General features: G+C 46.2%; 14 protein-coding genes. 9 read left to right on the top strand and 5 right to left on the bottom strand.

Annotated elements, in window-relative coordinates:
* Positions 1-134 precede the first annotated feature (134 nt).
* Positions 135-1,484, bottom strand: coding sequence for a nucleobase:cation symporter-2 family protein (locus B5E64_RS09500; protein ID WP_087168282.1), 1,350 nt, complete (start codon positions 1,482-1,484; stop codon positions 135-137).
* 161 nt (positions 1,485-1,645) lie between these two features.
* Between B5E64_RS09500 and B5E64_RS09495 the strand changes: the two genes are divergently transcribed.
* Entirely contained in the window at positions 1,646-2,515 is an 870-nt protein-coding gene (locus B5E64_RS09495) for a radical SAM protein (protein WP_087168281.1), read from the top strand.
* 34 nt (positions 2,516-2,549) lie between these two features.
* Here B5E64_RS09495 and glgX read toward each other — a convergent pair whose 3' ends face one another.
* On the bottom strand, positions 2,550-4,667 hold the full coding sequence (glgX, locus tag B5E64_RS09490) for a glycogen debranching protein GlgX (protein WP_343284055.1): 2,118 nt from the start codon (positions 4,665-4,667) through the stop codon (positions 2,550-2,552).
* Between the two features lie 63 nt (positions 4,668-4,730).
* Positions 4,731-5,042 (bottom strand): hypothetical protein, encoded by a 312-nt coding sequence (locus tag B5E64_RS09485; protein ID WP_087168279.1) that lies wholly within the window; start codon positions 5,040-5,042, stop codon positions 4,731-4,733.
* A 248-nt stretch (positions 5,043-5,290) separates the two neighbouring features.
* On the opposite strand from B5E64_RS09485, the gene cls reads away from it, so the two are divergent.
* A complete protein-coding gene (gene cls, locus B5E64_RS09480) occupies positions 5,291-6,805 on the top strand; it encodes a cardiolipin synthase (protein ID WP_242960137.1) in 1,515 nt (504 codons plus the stop codon).
* A gap of 155 nt (positions 6,806-6,960) precedes the next feature.
* The gene (locus tag B5E64_RS09475) at positions 6,961-8,235 is read left to right on the top strand and encodes an adenylosuccinate synthase (protein WP_087168278.1); all 1,275 of its coding nucleotides are present in this window, start codon (positions 6,961-6,963) and stop codon (positions 8,233-8,235) included.
* A gap of 88 nt (positions 8,236-8,323) precedes the next feature.
* On the opposite strand, the gene asnA is transcribed toward B5E64_RS09475, so the two are convergent.
* Complete coding sequence (asnA, locus tag B5E64_RS09470) at positions 8,324-9,334, bottom strand: aspartate--ammonia ligase (protein WP_087168277.1); 1,011 nt, start codon at positions 9,332-9,334, stop codon at positions 8,324-8,326.
* 248 nt (positions 9,335-9,582) lie between these two features.
* Here asnA and B5E64_RS18040 point away from each other — a divergent pair, with 248 nt between their 5' ends.
* Positions 9,583-9,735 carry a hypothetical protein gene (locus tag B5E64_RS18040; protein WP_162610171.1) on the top strand — a complete coding sequence of 51 codons (153 nt, stop codon included), beginning with the start codon at positions 9,583-9,585 and terminating at the stop codon, positions 9,733-9,735.
* A 145-nt stretch (positions 9,736-9,880) separates the two neighbouring features.
* Here the strand turns inward: B5E64_RS18040 and B5E64_RS09465 are convergent, their stop codons facing one another.
* A complete protein-coding gene (locus B5E64_RS09465) occupies positions 9,881-10,090 on the bottom strand; it encodes a hypothetical protein (RefSeq protein WP_087168276.1) in 210 nt (69 codons plus the stop codon).
* Between the two features lie 156 nt (positions 10,091-10,246).
* Here B5E64_RS09465 and B5E64_RS09460 point away from each other — a divergent pair, with 156 nt between their 5' ends.
* The 5 genes from B5E64_RS09460 to thrS all read left to right on the top strand — a co-directional run bounded on the left by B5E64_RS09460 (position 10,247) and on the right by thrS (position 14,633).
* A complete protein-coding gene (locus B5E64_RS09460) occupies positions 10,247-10,759 on the top strand; it encodes an SEC-C metal-binding domain-containing protein (protein WP_087168275.1) in 513 nt (170 codons plus the stop codon).
* Positions 10,759-11,490 carry a YdcF family protein gene (locus B5E64_RS09455; RefSeq protein ID WP_087168274.1) on the top strand — a complete coding sequence of 244 codons (732 nt, stop codon included), beginning with the start codon at positions 10,759-10,761 and terminating at the stop codon, positions 11,488-11,490. The genes B5E64_RS09460 and B5E64_RS09455 overlap by 1 nt, the downstream gene beginning before the upstream one ends.
* A gap of 14 nt (positions 11,491-11,504) precedes the next feature.
* Positions 11,505-11,636 (top strand): hypothetical protein, encoded by a 132-nt coding sequence (locus B5E64_RS18640; protein WP_275532797.1) that lies wholly within the window; start codon positions 11,505-11,507, stop codon positions 11,634-11,636.
* Positions 11,637-11,824: 188 nt separating this feature from the next.
* The gene (locus B5E64_RS09450; protein ID WP_087168273.1) at positions 11,825-12,682 is read left to right on the top strand and encodes an aldo/keto reductase; all 858 of its coding nucleotides are present in this window, start codon (positions 11,825-11,827) and stop codon (positions 12,680-12,682) included.
* A gap of 25 nt (positions 12,683-12,707) precedes the next feature.
* Positions 12,708-14,633 (top strand): threonine--tRNA ligase, encoded by a 1,926-nt coding sequence (gene thrS, locus B5E64_RS09445; RefSeq protein ID WP_087168272.1) that lies wholly within the window; start codon positions 12,708-12,710, stop codon positions 14,631-14,633.
* Positions 14,634-14,667 lie beyond the last annotated feature (34 nt).

Here is a 14,667-nt window from a genome sequence, read left to right as displayed (position 1 = left end):
GGACAGACTTGGATATCCATCCATGACTGCCCACTATCTGAAAGTACGTGTAAACTATTGAACCGCGTAGTACCGAACGGTACGCTACGTGGTGTGGAAGGGGAGGGTCAAATCTCCCCTATCCGATTGTTTATCTATGATTTCTTTTTTTCTTCTTTCGGAAGAATGGTATTCAGAATAATCGCCGTCAGTGTTGCAAGGACAACCGGAGAACTTCCAAAGATTGTTGTAACCCAGGATGGAAATGACGCCAGTGAAGCAGGTGCCTGTGTAACACCCATGCCAAGGGCAACTGACAGCCCGACAATAGCGGTATTCCGGTAATTCATCTCCTGGAGCATGATCAGCTTGATTCCGGTCATTGCGATGGATGCGAAAACGGAAATCGTTGCGCCTCCAAGTACACATTGAGGAATCGTAGTCAGAAGCGCTGAAAATTTCGGGACAAATCCGGCAACCAGCATGATGACCGCTGCAAGACCAAGTACACAGCGGTTGATGACTTTTGTTGTCGTAACAATGCCGACATTCTGACTGTAAGTTGCTGTCGGAAGTCCGCCGATCAGGGAGCACAGAATATTTGTGACTCCGTACATGACGATACCGCCCTGCAGTTCTTTATCTTTTGGTTCCCGTTCCATACTTCCTACTGTTGTAGCAGAAAGATCTCCGATCGCCTGAATGGAGTTGATGGCAAACAACACACCGATCGCAATGCAGGCGGATGGATCGAAAGAAAGTCCGAAATGCAGTGGCTGCGGGAGCTGGAAGTAGCCCGCGGACTGGATTCCGGAAAAATCGACGAGTCCCAGACACGATGCAAAGATATACCCTGCGATGATTCCTACGAGGATGGACGCAAGCTTTAAAAATCCTTTCGCAAAGTGATTCAGACCGACTACTACGGCAAGAGTGAAAAAGGCCGCAAGCCAGTTTTTCCAGGAACCGTAATCAGGATTCGAAGTACCTCCTGCCATATAGTTGACCGCGGTAGGATACAGGGAGAGTCCGATTGTAAATACGACGGTTCCGGTAATGATCGGCGGGAACAGAACACGGATCTTCTGTATGGCAAGACCGACTATAATTGCGACAAATCCGCCGATGAGCTGCGCGCCGAGAATCGTTCCGACATCAGAATTCGCGGCGATGGCCTGCATGCTTGGCACGTAGGCAAAGCTGATTCCCATAATGACCGGAAGAGCCGAACCGAGCTGAAAATTTTTAAACCGGATAAAAGGAAACAGCTGAAGCAGAGTGCTGATTGCGGAAGTGAAAAGGGCAGCCTGCACTAAAATGACCTGATCACGTTCGTTGAGTCCGGCCACACCGGATACGATGATTGCAGGGGTGACACATCCAACAATCATGGCAACGACGTGTTGAAGCGCAAGAGGAAGTGCCTGGCCAAACTTCGGTACTCCGTTCAGCTCAAAAACTGAGGCATACTGCCTGTTTTGAGACGAGTGGTTTGAATTTGACATAATGTCCTCCTTAGTATAAATCTATAAAACATGATAATACTATACCAGTCACAGCCTGCCTGCAAGTGGTTTTGCCAAAAATCTTAAATTTTCTTAAAGATTTCTCCGCCTTTCTGCCTGTTACGGTGTATAATAAAGGCAGGAAAGGTGCAGGTGATGGTATGAATTACGAAGGACAGATTTGCAGGGGACCGATGGAACGTTCCTCTTTTATGCTTCCTGTGGAAGTGGGGTGCGCGTATAACGGCTGTAAATTCTGCACCCTGTTCAAACATCTGAAATACAGGGAGCTCCCAATGGAACAGATCGAAGAAGAATTAAAACGGGTCAGTACGGTGGGCGGAAATCCCAGGACCGTATTTCTGGGAGATGGAAATGCATTCGGACTTTCAACGGAAAAACTTTTGGTGATTATTGAAAGGGTACATGTTCATTTTCCGGGATGCGAGGGGATTCACATGGATGCGACTGTGACCGATATCAGCCGGAAAAGCGATGAGGATCTGCGAAGGCTCTACGAAGCGGGAGTCCGGCATCTATATCTTGGTATTGAGAGCGGACTGGATGATGTCCTTGCTTTTATGAATAAGGATCATACATTAGAGCAGGCATACCGGCAGATTGACCGGATGAGAGAAGCCGGGCTGATTTACGATGCGCATTTTATGACCGGTATAGCCGGAAAGGGCAGAGGTATAGAAAATGCGGAGTATACCGCAGAGTTTTTTAACCGGACCAGGCCGTCCAGAATGATTAATTTTTCCATGTTTCTTCATGAACGGGCAGCATTGTACGAAGAAATTCAAAAAGGTACATTCCGGCCTGCGGATGAGCTGGAAAATCTGATCGAAGAGAGAAGACTTCTGGAGCTTCTTAAGCCTTGGGGGCAGGAAGTGCTTTACGACGGATTTCATGACATGATTGAGTTCCGGGTCAGAGGAAAACTCCCGAAAGATAAGGAAAGTATGCTTGCAAGGCTTGACGAAAGAATTGCCGTAGAAAAGCCGGGACTTACAGCCTTTGTGAAATAAGAGAAAAGAAAAATGAAGGAGTGTCTGATAGAAATCAGACACTCCGTTTTTTGACAACAAAGAGAATGACGGAACGTTCACCTAAAAGGACGGTATGTTCTGCCGGAGGCATTTCCGTATCCTGAAAGATCGTCCGGGACGGATCACCGGTATTGACGGCAATGTGCCAGTTCCATTCAAAAGGAAGATCGGGCAGAAAAAGGGTAACGGGTTCCCAATGTGTATTGATGGCAAGGTAGATGGTATCCTGAATCTGCTGTTCCTTGTCAAAACCGGAAAACAGCACACAGAGAACGTGCGATTCCAGGTCAGATACAGGTTCCCATGGATGGATACCGTGAAAACTCATCGACGGGAAAGAAAATCTTCCGGCAGGAAGATCTGTACGGATGGCAGGATGTCTCTTACGGAATGCGATCATATACTTGACGAAGGAAAACAGATTCTGGTTTTTCTCAATCAGCGACCAGTCCAGCCAGGAAACCGGATTATCCTGACAGTACGGGTTGTTATTCCCGTACCGGGTGTCTCCGAATTCGTCTCCCGAAAGAAACATCGGGGTTCCGCGGCTGCATAAGAGTACGGCAAATGCGTTCTCCATCATACGTAGACGAAGGGAAAGAACATCCGGATCATCCGTTTCCCCCTCGACCCCGCAGTTCCAGCTGTAATTATCGTTGGTGCCGTCCGCATTGCTCCATCCGTTTCCTTCATTGTGCTTCGTGTTATAGGAATACAGGTCATTCAGGCAGAAGCCGTCATGGCAGGTCAGGAAATTGACGGAAGCATTGCTTCCGCGCCCTTCCGGAGGATAAAGGTCCGGTGATCCCATAATTCTCTGCGCTGCGGCATGAAGCATGAAAGTATCTCCCTTTAGAAACCGCCGCATATCATCCCGGTATTTACCGTTCCATTCTGCCCAGCGGTTCCAGGATGGAAAGGAACCGACCTGATAAAGTCCTCCTGCATCCCACGCCTCGGCAATCAGCTTGACATTGCCGAGGATGGAGTCGAAAGCAAGTGACTGCAGAAGGGGAGGCTGGTTCATAGGGGATCCGTTCTCGTTCCTTCCAAGGATAGAAGCAAGATCGAAACGGAAGCCGTCCACCCGGTATTCTGTTACCCAGTATCTGAGGCAGTTCATAATCAGATTTTGCACGACCGGATGATTGCAGTTCAGCGTATTTCCACATCCGCTGAAATTATAATAATGTCCGTCCGGGGTCAGCATATAATAAATCTGATTGTCGAATCCTTTGAAAGAAATATATGGACCGCGCTCGTCACCTTCGGCTGTGTGATTAAATACCACGTCAAAGATCACCTCGATGCCGTTTGCATGACATGCACGGATCAGCTGCTTCAACTCGGTCCCTTCCCGGTTATATTCGGAGGTAGAGGCATAACTTGTATTTGGAGCAAAAAAGCTGACCGGATTATAGCCCCAGTAATCCAGAAGCTGATTTTCATCGAGGAGACGGCAGTCCCGCATTTCATCGAACTCAAATACCGGCATAAGCTCAATGGTAGTCACACCAAGCTCAAGAAGGTAGGGAATCTTCTCGATCAATCCGGCAAAGGTGCCGGGATGTGTGACGCCGGAAGAAGGATCTTTTGTAAATCCCCGGACATGGAGCTCATAGATGATCGTGTCCGACATGGAAATCATCGGTTGTTTATGATCGCCCCAGTCAAAATTGCTTCTGACAACACGGGCACGATATCCATGTTTCTGGTCGTTTTTACATCCCCAGCGGCTCTGCCCGGTGACAGCTTTTGCGTAAGGATCAAGAAGAATTCTTGTCTTGTCAAAACAAAGTCCTTTTTCCGGTTCGTACGGGCCGTCCAGCCGGTAGGCGTATTCAAACTCTTCGATGTCAAGCCCGAATACGATCATGGAGTAGACAAAACCGATCCGGTAGGTTTCCGGAAATTTCAGAACTGCAAAGGGTTCTTCAGCCTCCCGGTGATAGAGAAGCAACTCACAGGAGGTAGCAGCCTGTGATTGAATCGTAAAGTTGACACCTCCGGGAATAACGGTGGTTCCAGGAGAAAGAAAAAATCCGGGACGTACCTGAAATCCGGAGATGACATCCAGTGGTTTTAGATGGCTGCTGGGAACAAGAGTTAAATCGGAGCAGGTCAAAATAATATACCTCCTTTCAAAAAGAAAGAGCTGCTCTGTCTTGCAGAGCAGCATTGATTTCCATGGATATTATGCTTCCGTGTTGTCTTTTTCGTCTTCTTCAGACTCTTCATCGTCGGACGCGGCTTCTTCAGAAGAGGCCTCCTCTTCAGATGATTCCTCCTGCTCTTCTTCAGAAGAACCGTTGTTCAGAGGTACATATTCTCGTCCGGATGTATCGCTTAAATCATCATCCAGATCGAAGTCAAGATCTTCAAAATCATCAGCAAATTCGTCTTCCAGCTCTTCATTGTCTTTTTTATTCTTCATATAAAGAATGCCGGCCGCTGCTGCACCGATCGCCGCGAGTCCGACGATACCTTTTGTCCATTTTTTCGCCATAAAGGGCAACTCCTTTCTGTTCAATCATATACTATCCTTATTGTAATACTTTTTGAGTGAAAAAGAAAGAAAAGATTCATAATTTTATATTTTCTTAATAGAAGTTTAGAATAGTTAATGAATGATTGAATCGTTTGGAGTTGAGGTGTAAAATGAAATGTGTTAGAATAAACCGTATTTAGTAAGGAACCGAGGTATTGAATTTGGAATCAAGCAAAAAGCGAAAAGTACAAAAGAAACTCTTCAGTGTGATCTACGGCAGAACTGCTGTCATTCTTCTTCTGATTCTGATCCAGATTCTTGTCATGGTTTTTGGTATTTATTTTCTGACGGATAGCTGGACCTATTTATATGGAGTCTTCAGTATTATCGGTACGATTGCGGTGATTTATATCATTAATTCGGAAGATAATCCGGCGTTTAAGCTGACATGGGTCCTGTGTATCATGGCTCTTCCGATTTTCGGAACGTTTTTCTACATCTATGTCAAATCCGAAATCGGTACGCGGTATATTGGAAAGAGGCTTGAAACCCTCCGGCAAGAGACCGAAGAGTACATGTGTCAGGATATGGAGATCATTGATGCCATGAAGGAGAGTAAACTGGCGAATAAGAATCTGTCCTTTTATCTTGGAAAACATATGGGATTCCCGACTTATGGCAACACCAGGCTGGAATATTACCCTCTTGGAGAGGACAAGTTTGATGCGCTTAAAAGAGAGCTGAGAAAGGCGGAGCATTTCATTTTTATGGAATACTTTATCGTGGAAGGCGGAGAAATGTGGGATGAAGTCCGTCACATTCTGGAAGAAAAAGTTGCCGAAGGCGTGGAAGTCCGGTTTATGTATGACGGTATGTGCAGTATTTCCAAGCTTCCGTCAGATTATCCGTGGTATCTTAGAAGAAGAGGAATCCGGTGTAAGGTATTCAATCCGATCAATCCGATTGTATCCACAATTCAGAATAACCGTGATCACCGAAAGATCTGTGTGATTGACGGCAAGGTAGGATTTACAGGCGGGGTTAATCTGGCGGATGAATATATTAACAGGAGAGAGCGTTTCGGACACTGGAAGGATACGGCGATCATGCTGGAAGGAGATGCCGTACAGAGTCTTACGATCATGTTTCTTCAGATGTGGAATATCGATGAGAAGAAGAGTGATGCCTACGAAAAGTATTTGTATCCTTCCCGTAAACCGTTTGATCCGAAAGACGGATACGTTCTTCCGTACGGGGATACCCCGTACGACAATGAGACTGTCGGTGAGGAAGTATACTTCCATATCCTGAATCATGCAAAAGAGTATGTCCACATTATGACACCGTATCTGATTCTGGATAATGAAATGATAAAAACGCTCGCCCGTGTGGCAAAAAGCGGGATGGAAGTGATCATCATCATGCCGCACATTCCGGATAAGCCGTATGCGTTTGCGGTGGCGAAGACATATTATAAAGAACTGATTGAAGCAGGGGTCCGGATTTATGAGTATACTCCGGGATTTGTTCACGCCAAGATCTTCGTATCTGATGATGACACCGCGACAGTAGGAACAATTAATCTGGATTACAGAAGTCTGTATCTTCATTTTGAAGATGGAGTCTTTATTTATAACAATCCGGTTGTCGCGGATATTGAGAGGGACTTTCAGGAGACATTGAAGAAGTGTCACTTTGTGACGATGAAAGAGGTTCAGGAGCGAAGTGTTAAGGAAAAAATCGAAGGACAGGTGCTGAGGCTGTTTGCACCTCTGATGTAGACCTGGATATGTCCCGGAAAGCATCCTGCCGGGCGGAAAGGCTGCGAAATCTTTGGAAAACTTCCGAAAAACGGAAAATCAAATGTACATTTGCCTAAAAATATAGTATAATGCTTAGGTGGTTAAAAAACGATTCACATACAGGAGGATATGTTATGGTAAAAGCAGTAGTAGGTGCTAACTGGGGAGATGAGGGGAAAGGTAAGATTACGGATATGCTCGCAAAGCAGGCCGATATCATCGTCCGCTTTCAGGGAGGAGCAAATGCCGGTCATACGATTATCAACGACTATGGAAAGTTTGCACTTCATACACTACCATCCGGTGTGTTCTATAATCATACAACAAGTGTAATCGGAAACGGAGTTGCACTGGACGTTCCGGTTTTAATAAATGAAATTCAGTCTATCGTGGACAGAAATGTGCCGGCTCCGAAGATCAAAGTGTCAAACCGTGCACAGATGGTAATGTCTTACCACAAGCTCTTTGACCAGTATGAAGAGGAGCGTCTTGGAAAGAAATCTTTCGGATCTACCAAGTCCGGAATCGCCCCGTTCTATTCAGACAAGTATGCAAAGATCGGCTTCCAGGTAAGCGAACTGTTTGATGAAGAACTGTTAAAGGAAAAGGTTGTGCGTGTTGCAGAGCAGAAAAATGTTCTTCTGGAGCACTTATATCATAAACCGCTGATTCAGCCGGACGAGCTGTTCGAAGAGCTGATGGGTTACAAGGAGATGATCGAGCCGTATGTCTGCGATGTATCTTTATTCCTTCACGAAGCATTAAAAGAAGGAAAAGAGATCCTTCTGGAAGGACAGCTTGGAACATTAAAAGATCCTGACCACGGAATCTATCCGATGGTTACATCTTCTTCCACTCTGGCTGCATACGGTGCAATCGGCGCAGGAATTCCGCCATATGAGATCAACAAGATCGTGACAGTATGTAAGGCATATTCCAGTGCGGTAGGAGCAGGTGCGTTTGTCAGCGAGATCTTCGGAGAAGAGGCAGACGAGCTGAGACGCCGCGGTGGTGACGGCGGAGAGTACGGCGCAACGACAGGCCGTCCGAGAAGAATGGGATGGTTTGATGTGGTTGCATCCAAATACGGATGCCGTATGCAGGGAACAACTGATGTGGCGTTCACAGTACTGGATGTACTTGGCTACCTGGATGAAATTCCGGTATGCGTTGCTTACGATATCGACGGAGAAATCACAACAGAGTTCCCGCCGACTTACCTTCTGGAGAAGGCAAAACCGGTGATCGAAAAGCTTCCGGGATGGAAATGCGATATCCGCGGCATCAGGAAATACGAAGATCTTCCGGAAAACTGCCGGAAATACATCGAGTTCGTAGAAGAGAAGATCGGTTACCCGATCACACTTGTTTCCAACGGACCGGGACGTGAGGATATCATTTACAGATAAAGAAAAACAAGAAAGAGCGGCTGCATGATGATTCATCATGCAGCCGTTTTGGATGTCCGGAATAAGTGGTTCAGAGCGGTTTTGAAATCTATAAAAGCGGAATTCCGTTTACCGCAGCTTCTTCAACCACTTCGTTCGGCCAGATGGAAGACTGAACTTCACCGATATGAGCCTTGCGCAGGTAGAACATACAGATACGGGACTGTCCGATCCCTCCTCCAACTGTATACGGGAGTTCCCCGCCGAGGAGAGATTTCTGGAAATCCAGTTCGGCACGTTCCTCGCAGCCGGCAAGAGCAAGCTGGCGTTTCAGCGCAGCTTCATCGACACGGATTCCCATGGAGGAAAGCTCGAGAGCTGTATCAAGAACAGGGTAGTAGACGATAATATCGCCGTTTAATTCCCAGTCATCGTAGTCAGGAGCACGTCCGTCATGGCGTTCGCCGGACGCTAATGTTTTTCCGATCTGTTTGATGAAGATGGCTTTTTTCTGTTTCGCATAGCGGTATTCCCGCTCCTTCGGCGTACATTCAGGATAGAGATCTTCCAGCTCCTGGGAAGTGATAAATGTAATGTCATCCGGCAGAATTTCTCCGATGTAGTTATAGCGCCGTGCCATAAAGTGTTCGGTTTCCTTCAGTGCCGCATAGACTTTCCGTACCGTGTATTCCAGCGTTTCATCATTACGCTCTTCTCTGGAGATCACCTTTTCCCAGTCCCACTGATCCACATAGATGGAATGAAGATTGTCGGTATCCTCATCTCTGCGGATCGCACTCATATCTGTATAGAGACCTTCTCCGGAGTGAAAACCATAACGCTTCAGCGCATAGCGTTTCCACTTCGCGAGAGAGTGTACAATCTCCACCTCTTTATCATTCTGCTCTTTTATTCCAAAAGAAACCGGGCGTTCCACACCGTTCAGGTTGTCATTCAGTCCGGATTCCGGACGAACAAAAAGAGGGGCAGATACACGTGTCAGATGAAGGTTCTTTGCAAGAGACCTTTCAAAGTGATCTTTCACCTCTTTGATGGCAACTTCCGTTTCACGGATGGAAAGCGGCGGGCGGTAGCCCTCTGGTATCATTAAGTTTTCCATGTTCGAGTCCTCCTTTAAAAATTATTACTAGTGTAAAATAAAACTTTTATACTGTCAAGAGATAAAGTGATAACAGATAAGAGCGGTTTTGTTTATTTTTTTAAGAAAGAAGTTAGATAAATTTTAGAACAGTGCCACAAAACAGACACATTTCGATGGTAAAGTGAAAGATGTAAAGGGGGAGTCATAAAGTTTTTTTCCGTTTCATATAATAGTGATACCGGGAAACAGAAAAAGGAGGTTTTTATATGCAGCAGAGTAGTATACCGGGACGCATGGAAGCAATTTCAATGGAAGAATACTTAAACAGAAGAAAAGAGATGAAAGAAAAAGAAAAAAGAAGCCAGAGAGAAGACGCAGGGGTGGATTTCAACCCGATTCTTTTTTTCAGTCTGGCATGAAATAAAATAGAATAACGCCCGGCCGGAAGTCAGGTCCCGGGCAGATAATAAAACAGTGTGTCCATGGAGAAAATGATTTGCTCCGGGCACACTGTTTTATTCTACAGGAAAATGTTTGCTGAAATCTGATATTCTGGTAAAGAGATTACATATCTTCATCGTTTCGGTGAAGAAGACGGTAAAACAAAGTGTAGGCATAAAGCAGAACAGGAACGAAAATTGTACAGGCGATGGATGCTTTTAACAATCCCAGGGATGCGGAATGATCAATCAATGCAAAAATGAGTGTACTGGCATACATGGTGATCAGAAGAATGATTCCAAGGACAGCCAGAATTCGTTTTGTCTTTTTCATGGTTAAACCTCCTGATGGATTATTTTCATGACAATTATATAAAAGATACGTTAAAAAAGCAATGGAAGAGGGCAGGGTGGTTTTTCTTGCAATATAAAATATCCTGTTATATAATGAAGTCTGCGAAGATTATTTTAAATCAAAGGAGAATTTGATATGAGTACGTTATTGGAACAGTGGAGAGAGACTGCGTATTCCAGAGAGATGACAAAGCAGCAGCTTGAGACTTTCTGGGGCGCATATTTTCAGACTGAAAAAGAAATTTACGAAAAATTACTTTCCAACCCGGATGAGAAAGTGAAAGGCACAGTGAAAGAACTGGCCGAAAAATATGGTGTGGAAGTTATGACAATGGTAGGATTCCTTGACGGAATCAACGAAAGCCTTATAAACGAAAATCCGATCGAGACCATGGAAGAAGATACAGAGGTCAATCTGATCTATGATAAAGAAAAACTTTACAAAAACATGGTAGATGCGAAGGCTGAGTGGCTTTACCAGCTTCCACAGTGGAACATCCTGCTTTCCGAAGAACAGCAGAAAGAGCTGTATAAGGAAGCGAAAAAGATGCATACTTTTGTAAGAGAAGGAAAGAAGATCGGAAGAAACGACCCGTGTCCGTGCGGAAGCGGCAAGAAGTACAAACATTGCTGCGGCAAAAATAAATAATGTCTTTTGTGACAGGAATGTTCTGTCTTCTTTATTATCTGGCTGTATGCCGGTATGTCGGAAGATGGAATTCAACCTTTTCCCGCTTCTGGCTTCTTTGCGGTGTGCTTTGCATCGGGTATGGATTGTTGCAGGAGAGACTTCCGTGGCAGGCTGAACGGGCGGCACTTGTGCTTTGGACACTGCTTTGGACGGCAGTGGCGGCTGTCTGGATCCGGATGCTGTTTTTTGGCAGGCAGAAAGAAGCGAAAGACCTGGAGTATCTGATTGTTCTTGGGGCAAAGGTAGACCGTACCCGGATCACAAGCTCGCTAAAGCTCCGGCTTGACAGGGCATACACTTATGCAGTCAGACACAGGGCTGTGAAAATTGTGGTTTCCGGAGGGCAGGGAAGAGGCGAGGATATCCCGGAAGCAGAGGCCATGAAAGAGTATCTGGCCGAAAGAGGGATCGAAAGAGAGCGGATTTTTCCGGAGGACCGGTCTTCCACAACGGAGGAAAATCTACGGTTTACGGCGCGGCTCATTCCGGAGATCAGGGAAAAGAAAGCCGGCGTGGTGACGAACAGCTTCCACATTTACCGGGCATGGCTTCTTGGAAAGAGGGAAGGGTACCAAAGACTTTTCCCTGTTCCGGCAAAGTCAGAGCCGGTTCTTTATCTGAATTATATGGTGCGCGAAGCACTGGCTGTGCTGCTTTTGCCTGTAAAAGGATGGAGAAACAGGCATTGACAAATAAAATCGGAATGATTATAATTACTCTATATTTGAGAAACGAAAACGTGGTGACGAGACGAGTAGGGTGTGAAACCGGATCCAGAGAGAGAGGCCATTGGCTGGAAGCCTTTTATCACGGACCATCTGAAGACTACCTCTGAGCGGCGGCAAAACCGTCCGGTTTAATACCGTTATCATTATCAGCAAGAGATGTCTTTCATCTTTCGGGGTGGACGGCATAAGCGGGGTGGAACCGCGGGTGAGAACTCGTCCCCTGCAGCGATAGCTGCAGGGGACTTTTTATTTCACAGGGATCTGATTTTACAGTTAAGAAAAGGAGGAACTTGAAATGAACAGTATTAAAGAATGCAGGACGTTGAACAATGGTGTACAGATTCCGTGTCTGGGATTCGGCACTTACAAGGCAGCGGAAGGAAGTACATCAAAGATTATCAAAACAGCTGTCCGGTGCGGATACCGGTATCTGGATACAGCCTCCTTTTATCAGACAGAGACCTATGTGGGAGAGGCTGTGAAAGAAAGCAAAATTCCAAGGGAAGAGTTTTTCCTTGTCTCCAAGGTCTGGAAAGATGAGATGGGATATGATAATACTCTGCGGGCTTTTGAGCAGACATTAAAAAATCTTCAGACAGACTACCTGGATTTGTATCTGATTCACTGGCCGAAGCCATCGCCGGACTGTGAGAACTGGAAGAAACTGGATATCGAAACATGGAAAGCACTGGAGAAGCTCTATCACGAGAAGCGGGTACGCGCTATCGGTGTCAGCAATTTCCTTCCGCACCACATTGAGAATCTTCTGGAATCCTGTGAGGTTGTACCTGCGGTTGACCAGCTGGAGTTTCATCCGGGATATACTCAGGAAGCGGCGGTGCGCTACTGCCAGGAACATGATATTCTTGTACAGGCATGGAGCCCGCTTGGAAGAAGGCGGGTGATGGATGATGAACTGATCCGTGCTCTTGCAGAAAGGCACCATGTGACCCAGGCACAGATCTGCCTGCGGTATGCCTTCCAGAAAGGAATCATTCCAATTCCGAAGGCATCGAGTGAGGAACGGATGAAGAATAATCAGGACATTTTCGGCTTTGAGTTGACGAAAGCAGAAATGCAAAAGCTCGATACCATGCCTCCGGTCGGATGGTCAGGTGAACATCCGGACCGTGAGAGGGTTTCCATAGAATAAACATAATAGAAAGGGGAAGAACAAGATGAAAATTACATTAAAAGACGGGTCTGTGAGAGAGTACGACAAGAGCATGTCTGTATTCGAGATTGCATCCGATATCAGCGAAGGCCTTGCAAGAGTGGCAATGGCAGGAGAAGTCAACGGGGAAGTGGTGGATTTGAGAACGGTGCTTTCCGATGACTGCGAACTCAGCATCCTGACATTCCAGGACGAAGGAGGAAAGGAAACATTCCGGCATACTTCCTCCCATATTCTGGCACAGGCGGTAAAACGTCTGTATCCGGAGACAAAACTTGCCATTGGACCGGCAATTGCTGATGGATTTTACTATGATCTGGACAGAGAGACTCCGTTTACAACAGAGGATCTGGAAAAGATCGAAAAAGAGATGAAAAAGATTGTAAAAGAGGCGCTGCCGATTGAAAGCTTTACACTTCCAAGAGAGGAAGCCATCGCTCTGATGAAAGAAAAAGAGGAGCCGTACAAGGTGGAACTGATCGAGGATCTTCCGGAAGATTCTATTATCAGTTTCTACAAACAGGGAGAGTTTACGGATCTTTGTGCAGGACCGCACCTGATGAATACAAAAGCGGTAAAAGCATTTAAGCTGACAAGCCTTGCAGGTGCCTACTGGAGAGGTAATGAGAAGAACAAGATGCTGACAAGAATCTATGGTACTTCCTTTACAAAAAAAGCAGATCTGGATGAGTATCTGACAATGATGGAAGAGGCGAAGAAAAGAGACCACAGAAAGCTTGGAAAAGAACTGGGGCTGTTCATGCTCAGAGAAGAAGGCCCGGGATTCCCGTTCTTCCTTCCGAAAGGAATGGCGCTGAAAAACGCGCTTCTGGAGTACTGGAGAGAGATCCATACAAAGAACGGCTATGTGGAGATTTCCACTCCGATCATGCTCAGCCGTCATCTCTGGGAGACAAGCGGACACTGGGATCATTACAAAGAAAATATGTATACAACAGTAATCGACGATCAGGATTTTGCCGTGAAGCCGATGAACTGCCCGGGCGGCATCCTCGTTTATGAGTCAGAACCGCGTTCCTACCGTGACCTTCCGCTTCGTATGGGAGAACTTGGTATTGTACACCGCCACGAGAAATCTGGACAGATGCACGGACTGATGAGAGTGCGCTGCTTCACACAGGACGATGCCCATATCTTTATGACACCGGAACAGGTGAAAGATGAGATCAAGGGTGTTGCGCTTCTGATCGATGAAGTTTACAAGCTGTTTGGCTTCAAATATCATGTAGAACTTTCTACAAGACCGGAGGACAGCATGGGAAGCGATGAAGACTGGAATCTGGCTACAGAAGCGCTCAGAGAAGCACTGGATGCACTGGGAATGGACTATGTAGTCAATGAGGGTGACGGTGCTTTTTACGGACCGAAGATCGACTTCCATCTGGAAGACTCCATCGGACGTACATGGCAGTGCGGAACAATCCAGCTTGACTTCCAGCTTCCGCTGCGTTTCAATCTGGAATATACAGGGGCAGACGGAGAGAAACATCGTCCGATCATGATCCACCGTGTAGCATTCGGCTCCATCGAGCGGTTTATCGGAATTCTGATTGAACACTTTGCAGGGGCATTCCCGACCTGGCTTGCTCCGGTACAGGTGAAAGTGCTTCCGATTTCCGACAAACATCTGGAATACGGAGAGAAAGTATTTGAGGCATTAAAAGAGGCAGGAATCCGCGCCGAGATTGACACAAGAGCAGAGAAAATCGGCTACAAGATACGTGAGGCTCAGATGCAGAAGATTCCGTATATGCTGGTAGTAGGAGCAAAAGAGGAAGAAGAGAGCCTTGTTTCCGTAAGAAGCAGATTTGCAGGAGATGAAGGACAGAAAGCTCTGGAAGACTTCCTGTGCGATATCAAAAAGGAAATCTCTGGAAGAGTGAGAAGAGAAATCGAAACAAAGGAATAGATTATCTGAAAGCTGGACATACTACCTCCTGAGA

The organism is Drancourtella sp. An12 (assembly GCF_002160935.1).
In the GTDB taxonomy this organism is placed as follows: domain Bacteria; phylum Bacillota; class Clostridia; order Lachnospirales; family Lachnospiraceae; genus Sellimonas; species Sellimonas catena.
This window is presented reverse-complemented; position numbering and strand designations above follow the sequence as displayed.

Coding starts and splice junctions, on each gene's coding strand:
- B5E64_RS09500 (WP_087168282.1), bottom strand. CDS start 1,484: ATGTCAAATTCAAACCACTCGTCTCAAAACAGGCAGTATGCCTCAGTT.
- B5E64_RS09495 (WP_087168281.1), top strand. CDS start 1,646: ATGAATTACGAAGGACAGATTTGCAGGGGACCGATGGAACGTTCCTCT.
- B5E64_RS09485 (WP_087168279.1), bottom strand. CDS start 5,042: ATGGCGAAAAAATGGACAAAAGGTATCGTCGGACTCGCGGCGATCGGT.
- B5E64_RS09475 (WP_087168278.1), top strand. CDS start 6,961: ATGGTAAAAGCAGTAGTAGGTGCTAACTGGGGAGATGAGGGGAAAGGT.
- asnA (WP_087168277.1), bottom strand. CDS start 9,334: ATGGAAAACTTAATGATACCAGAGGGCTACCGCCCGCCGCTTTCCATC.
- B5E64_RS18040 (WP_162610171.1), top strand. CDS start 9,583: ATGCAGCAGAGTAGTATACCGGGACGCATGGAAGCAATTTCAATGGAA.
- B5E64_RS09465 (WP_087168276.1), bottom strand. CDS start 10,090: ATGAAAAAGACAAAACGAATTCTGGCTGTCCTTGGAATCATTCTTCTG.
- B5E64_RS09460 (WP_087168275.1), top strand. CDS start 10,247: ATGAGTACGTTATTGGAACAGTGGAGAGAGACTGCGTATTCCAGAGAG.
- B5E64_RS09455 (WP_087168274.1), top strand. CDS start 10,759: ATGTCTTTTGTGACAGGAATGTTCTGTCTTCTTTATTATCTGGCTGTA.
- B5E64_RS18640 (WP_275532797.1), top strand. CDS start 11,505: ATGATTATAATTACTCTATATTTGAGAAACGAAAACGTGGTGACGAGA.
- B5E64_RS09450 (WP_087168273.1), top strand. CDS start 11,825: ATGAACAGTATTAAAGAATGCAGGACGTTGAACAATGGTGTACAGATT.
- thrS (WP_087168272.1), top strand. CDS start 12,708: ATGAAAATTACATTAAAAGACGGGTCTGTGAGAGAGTACGACAAGAGC.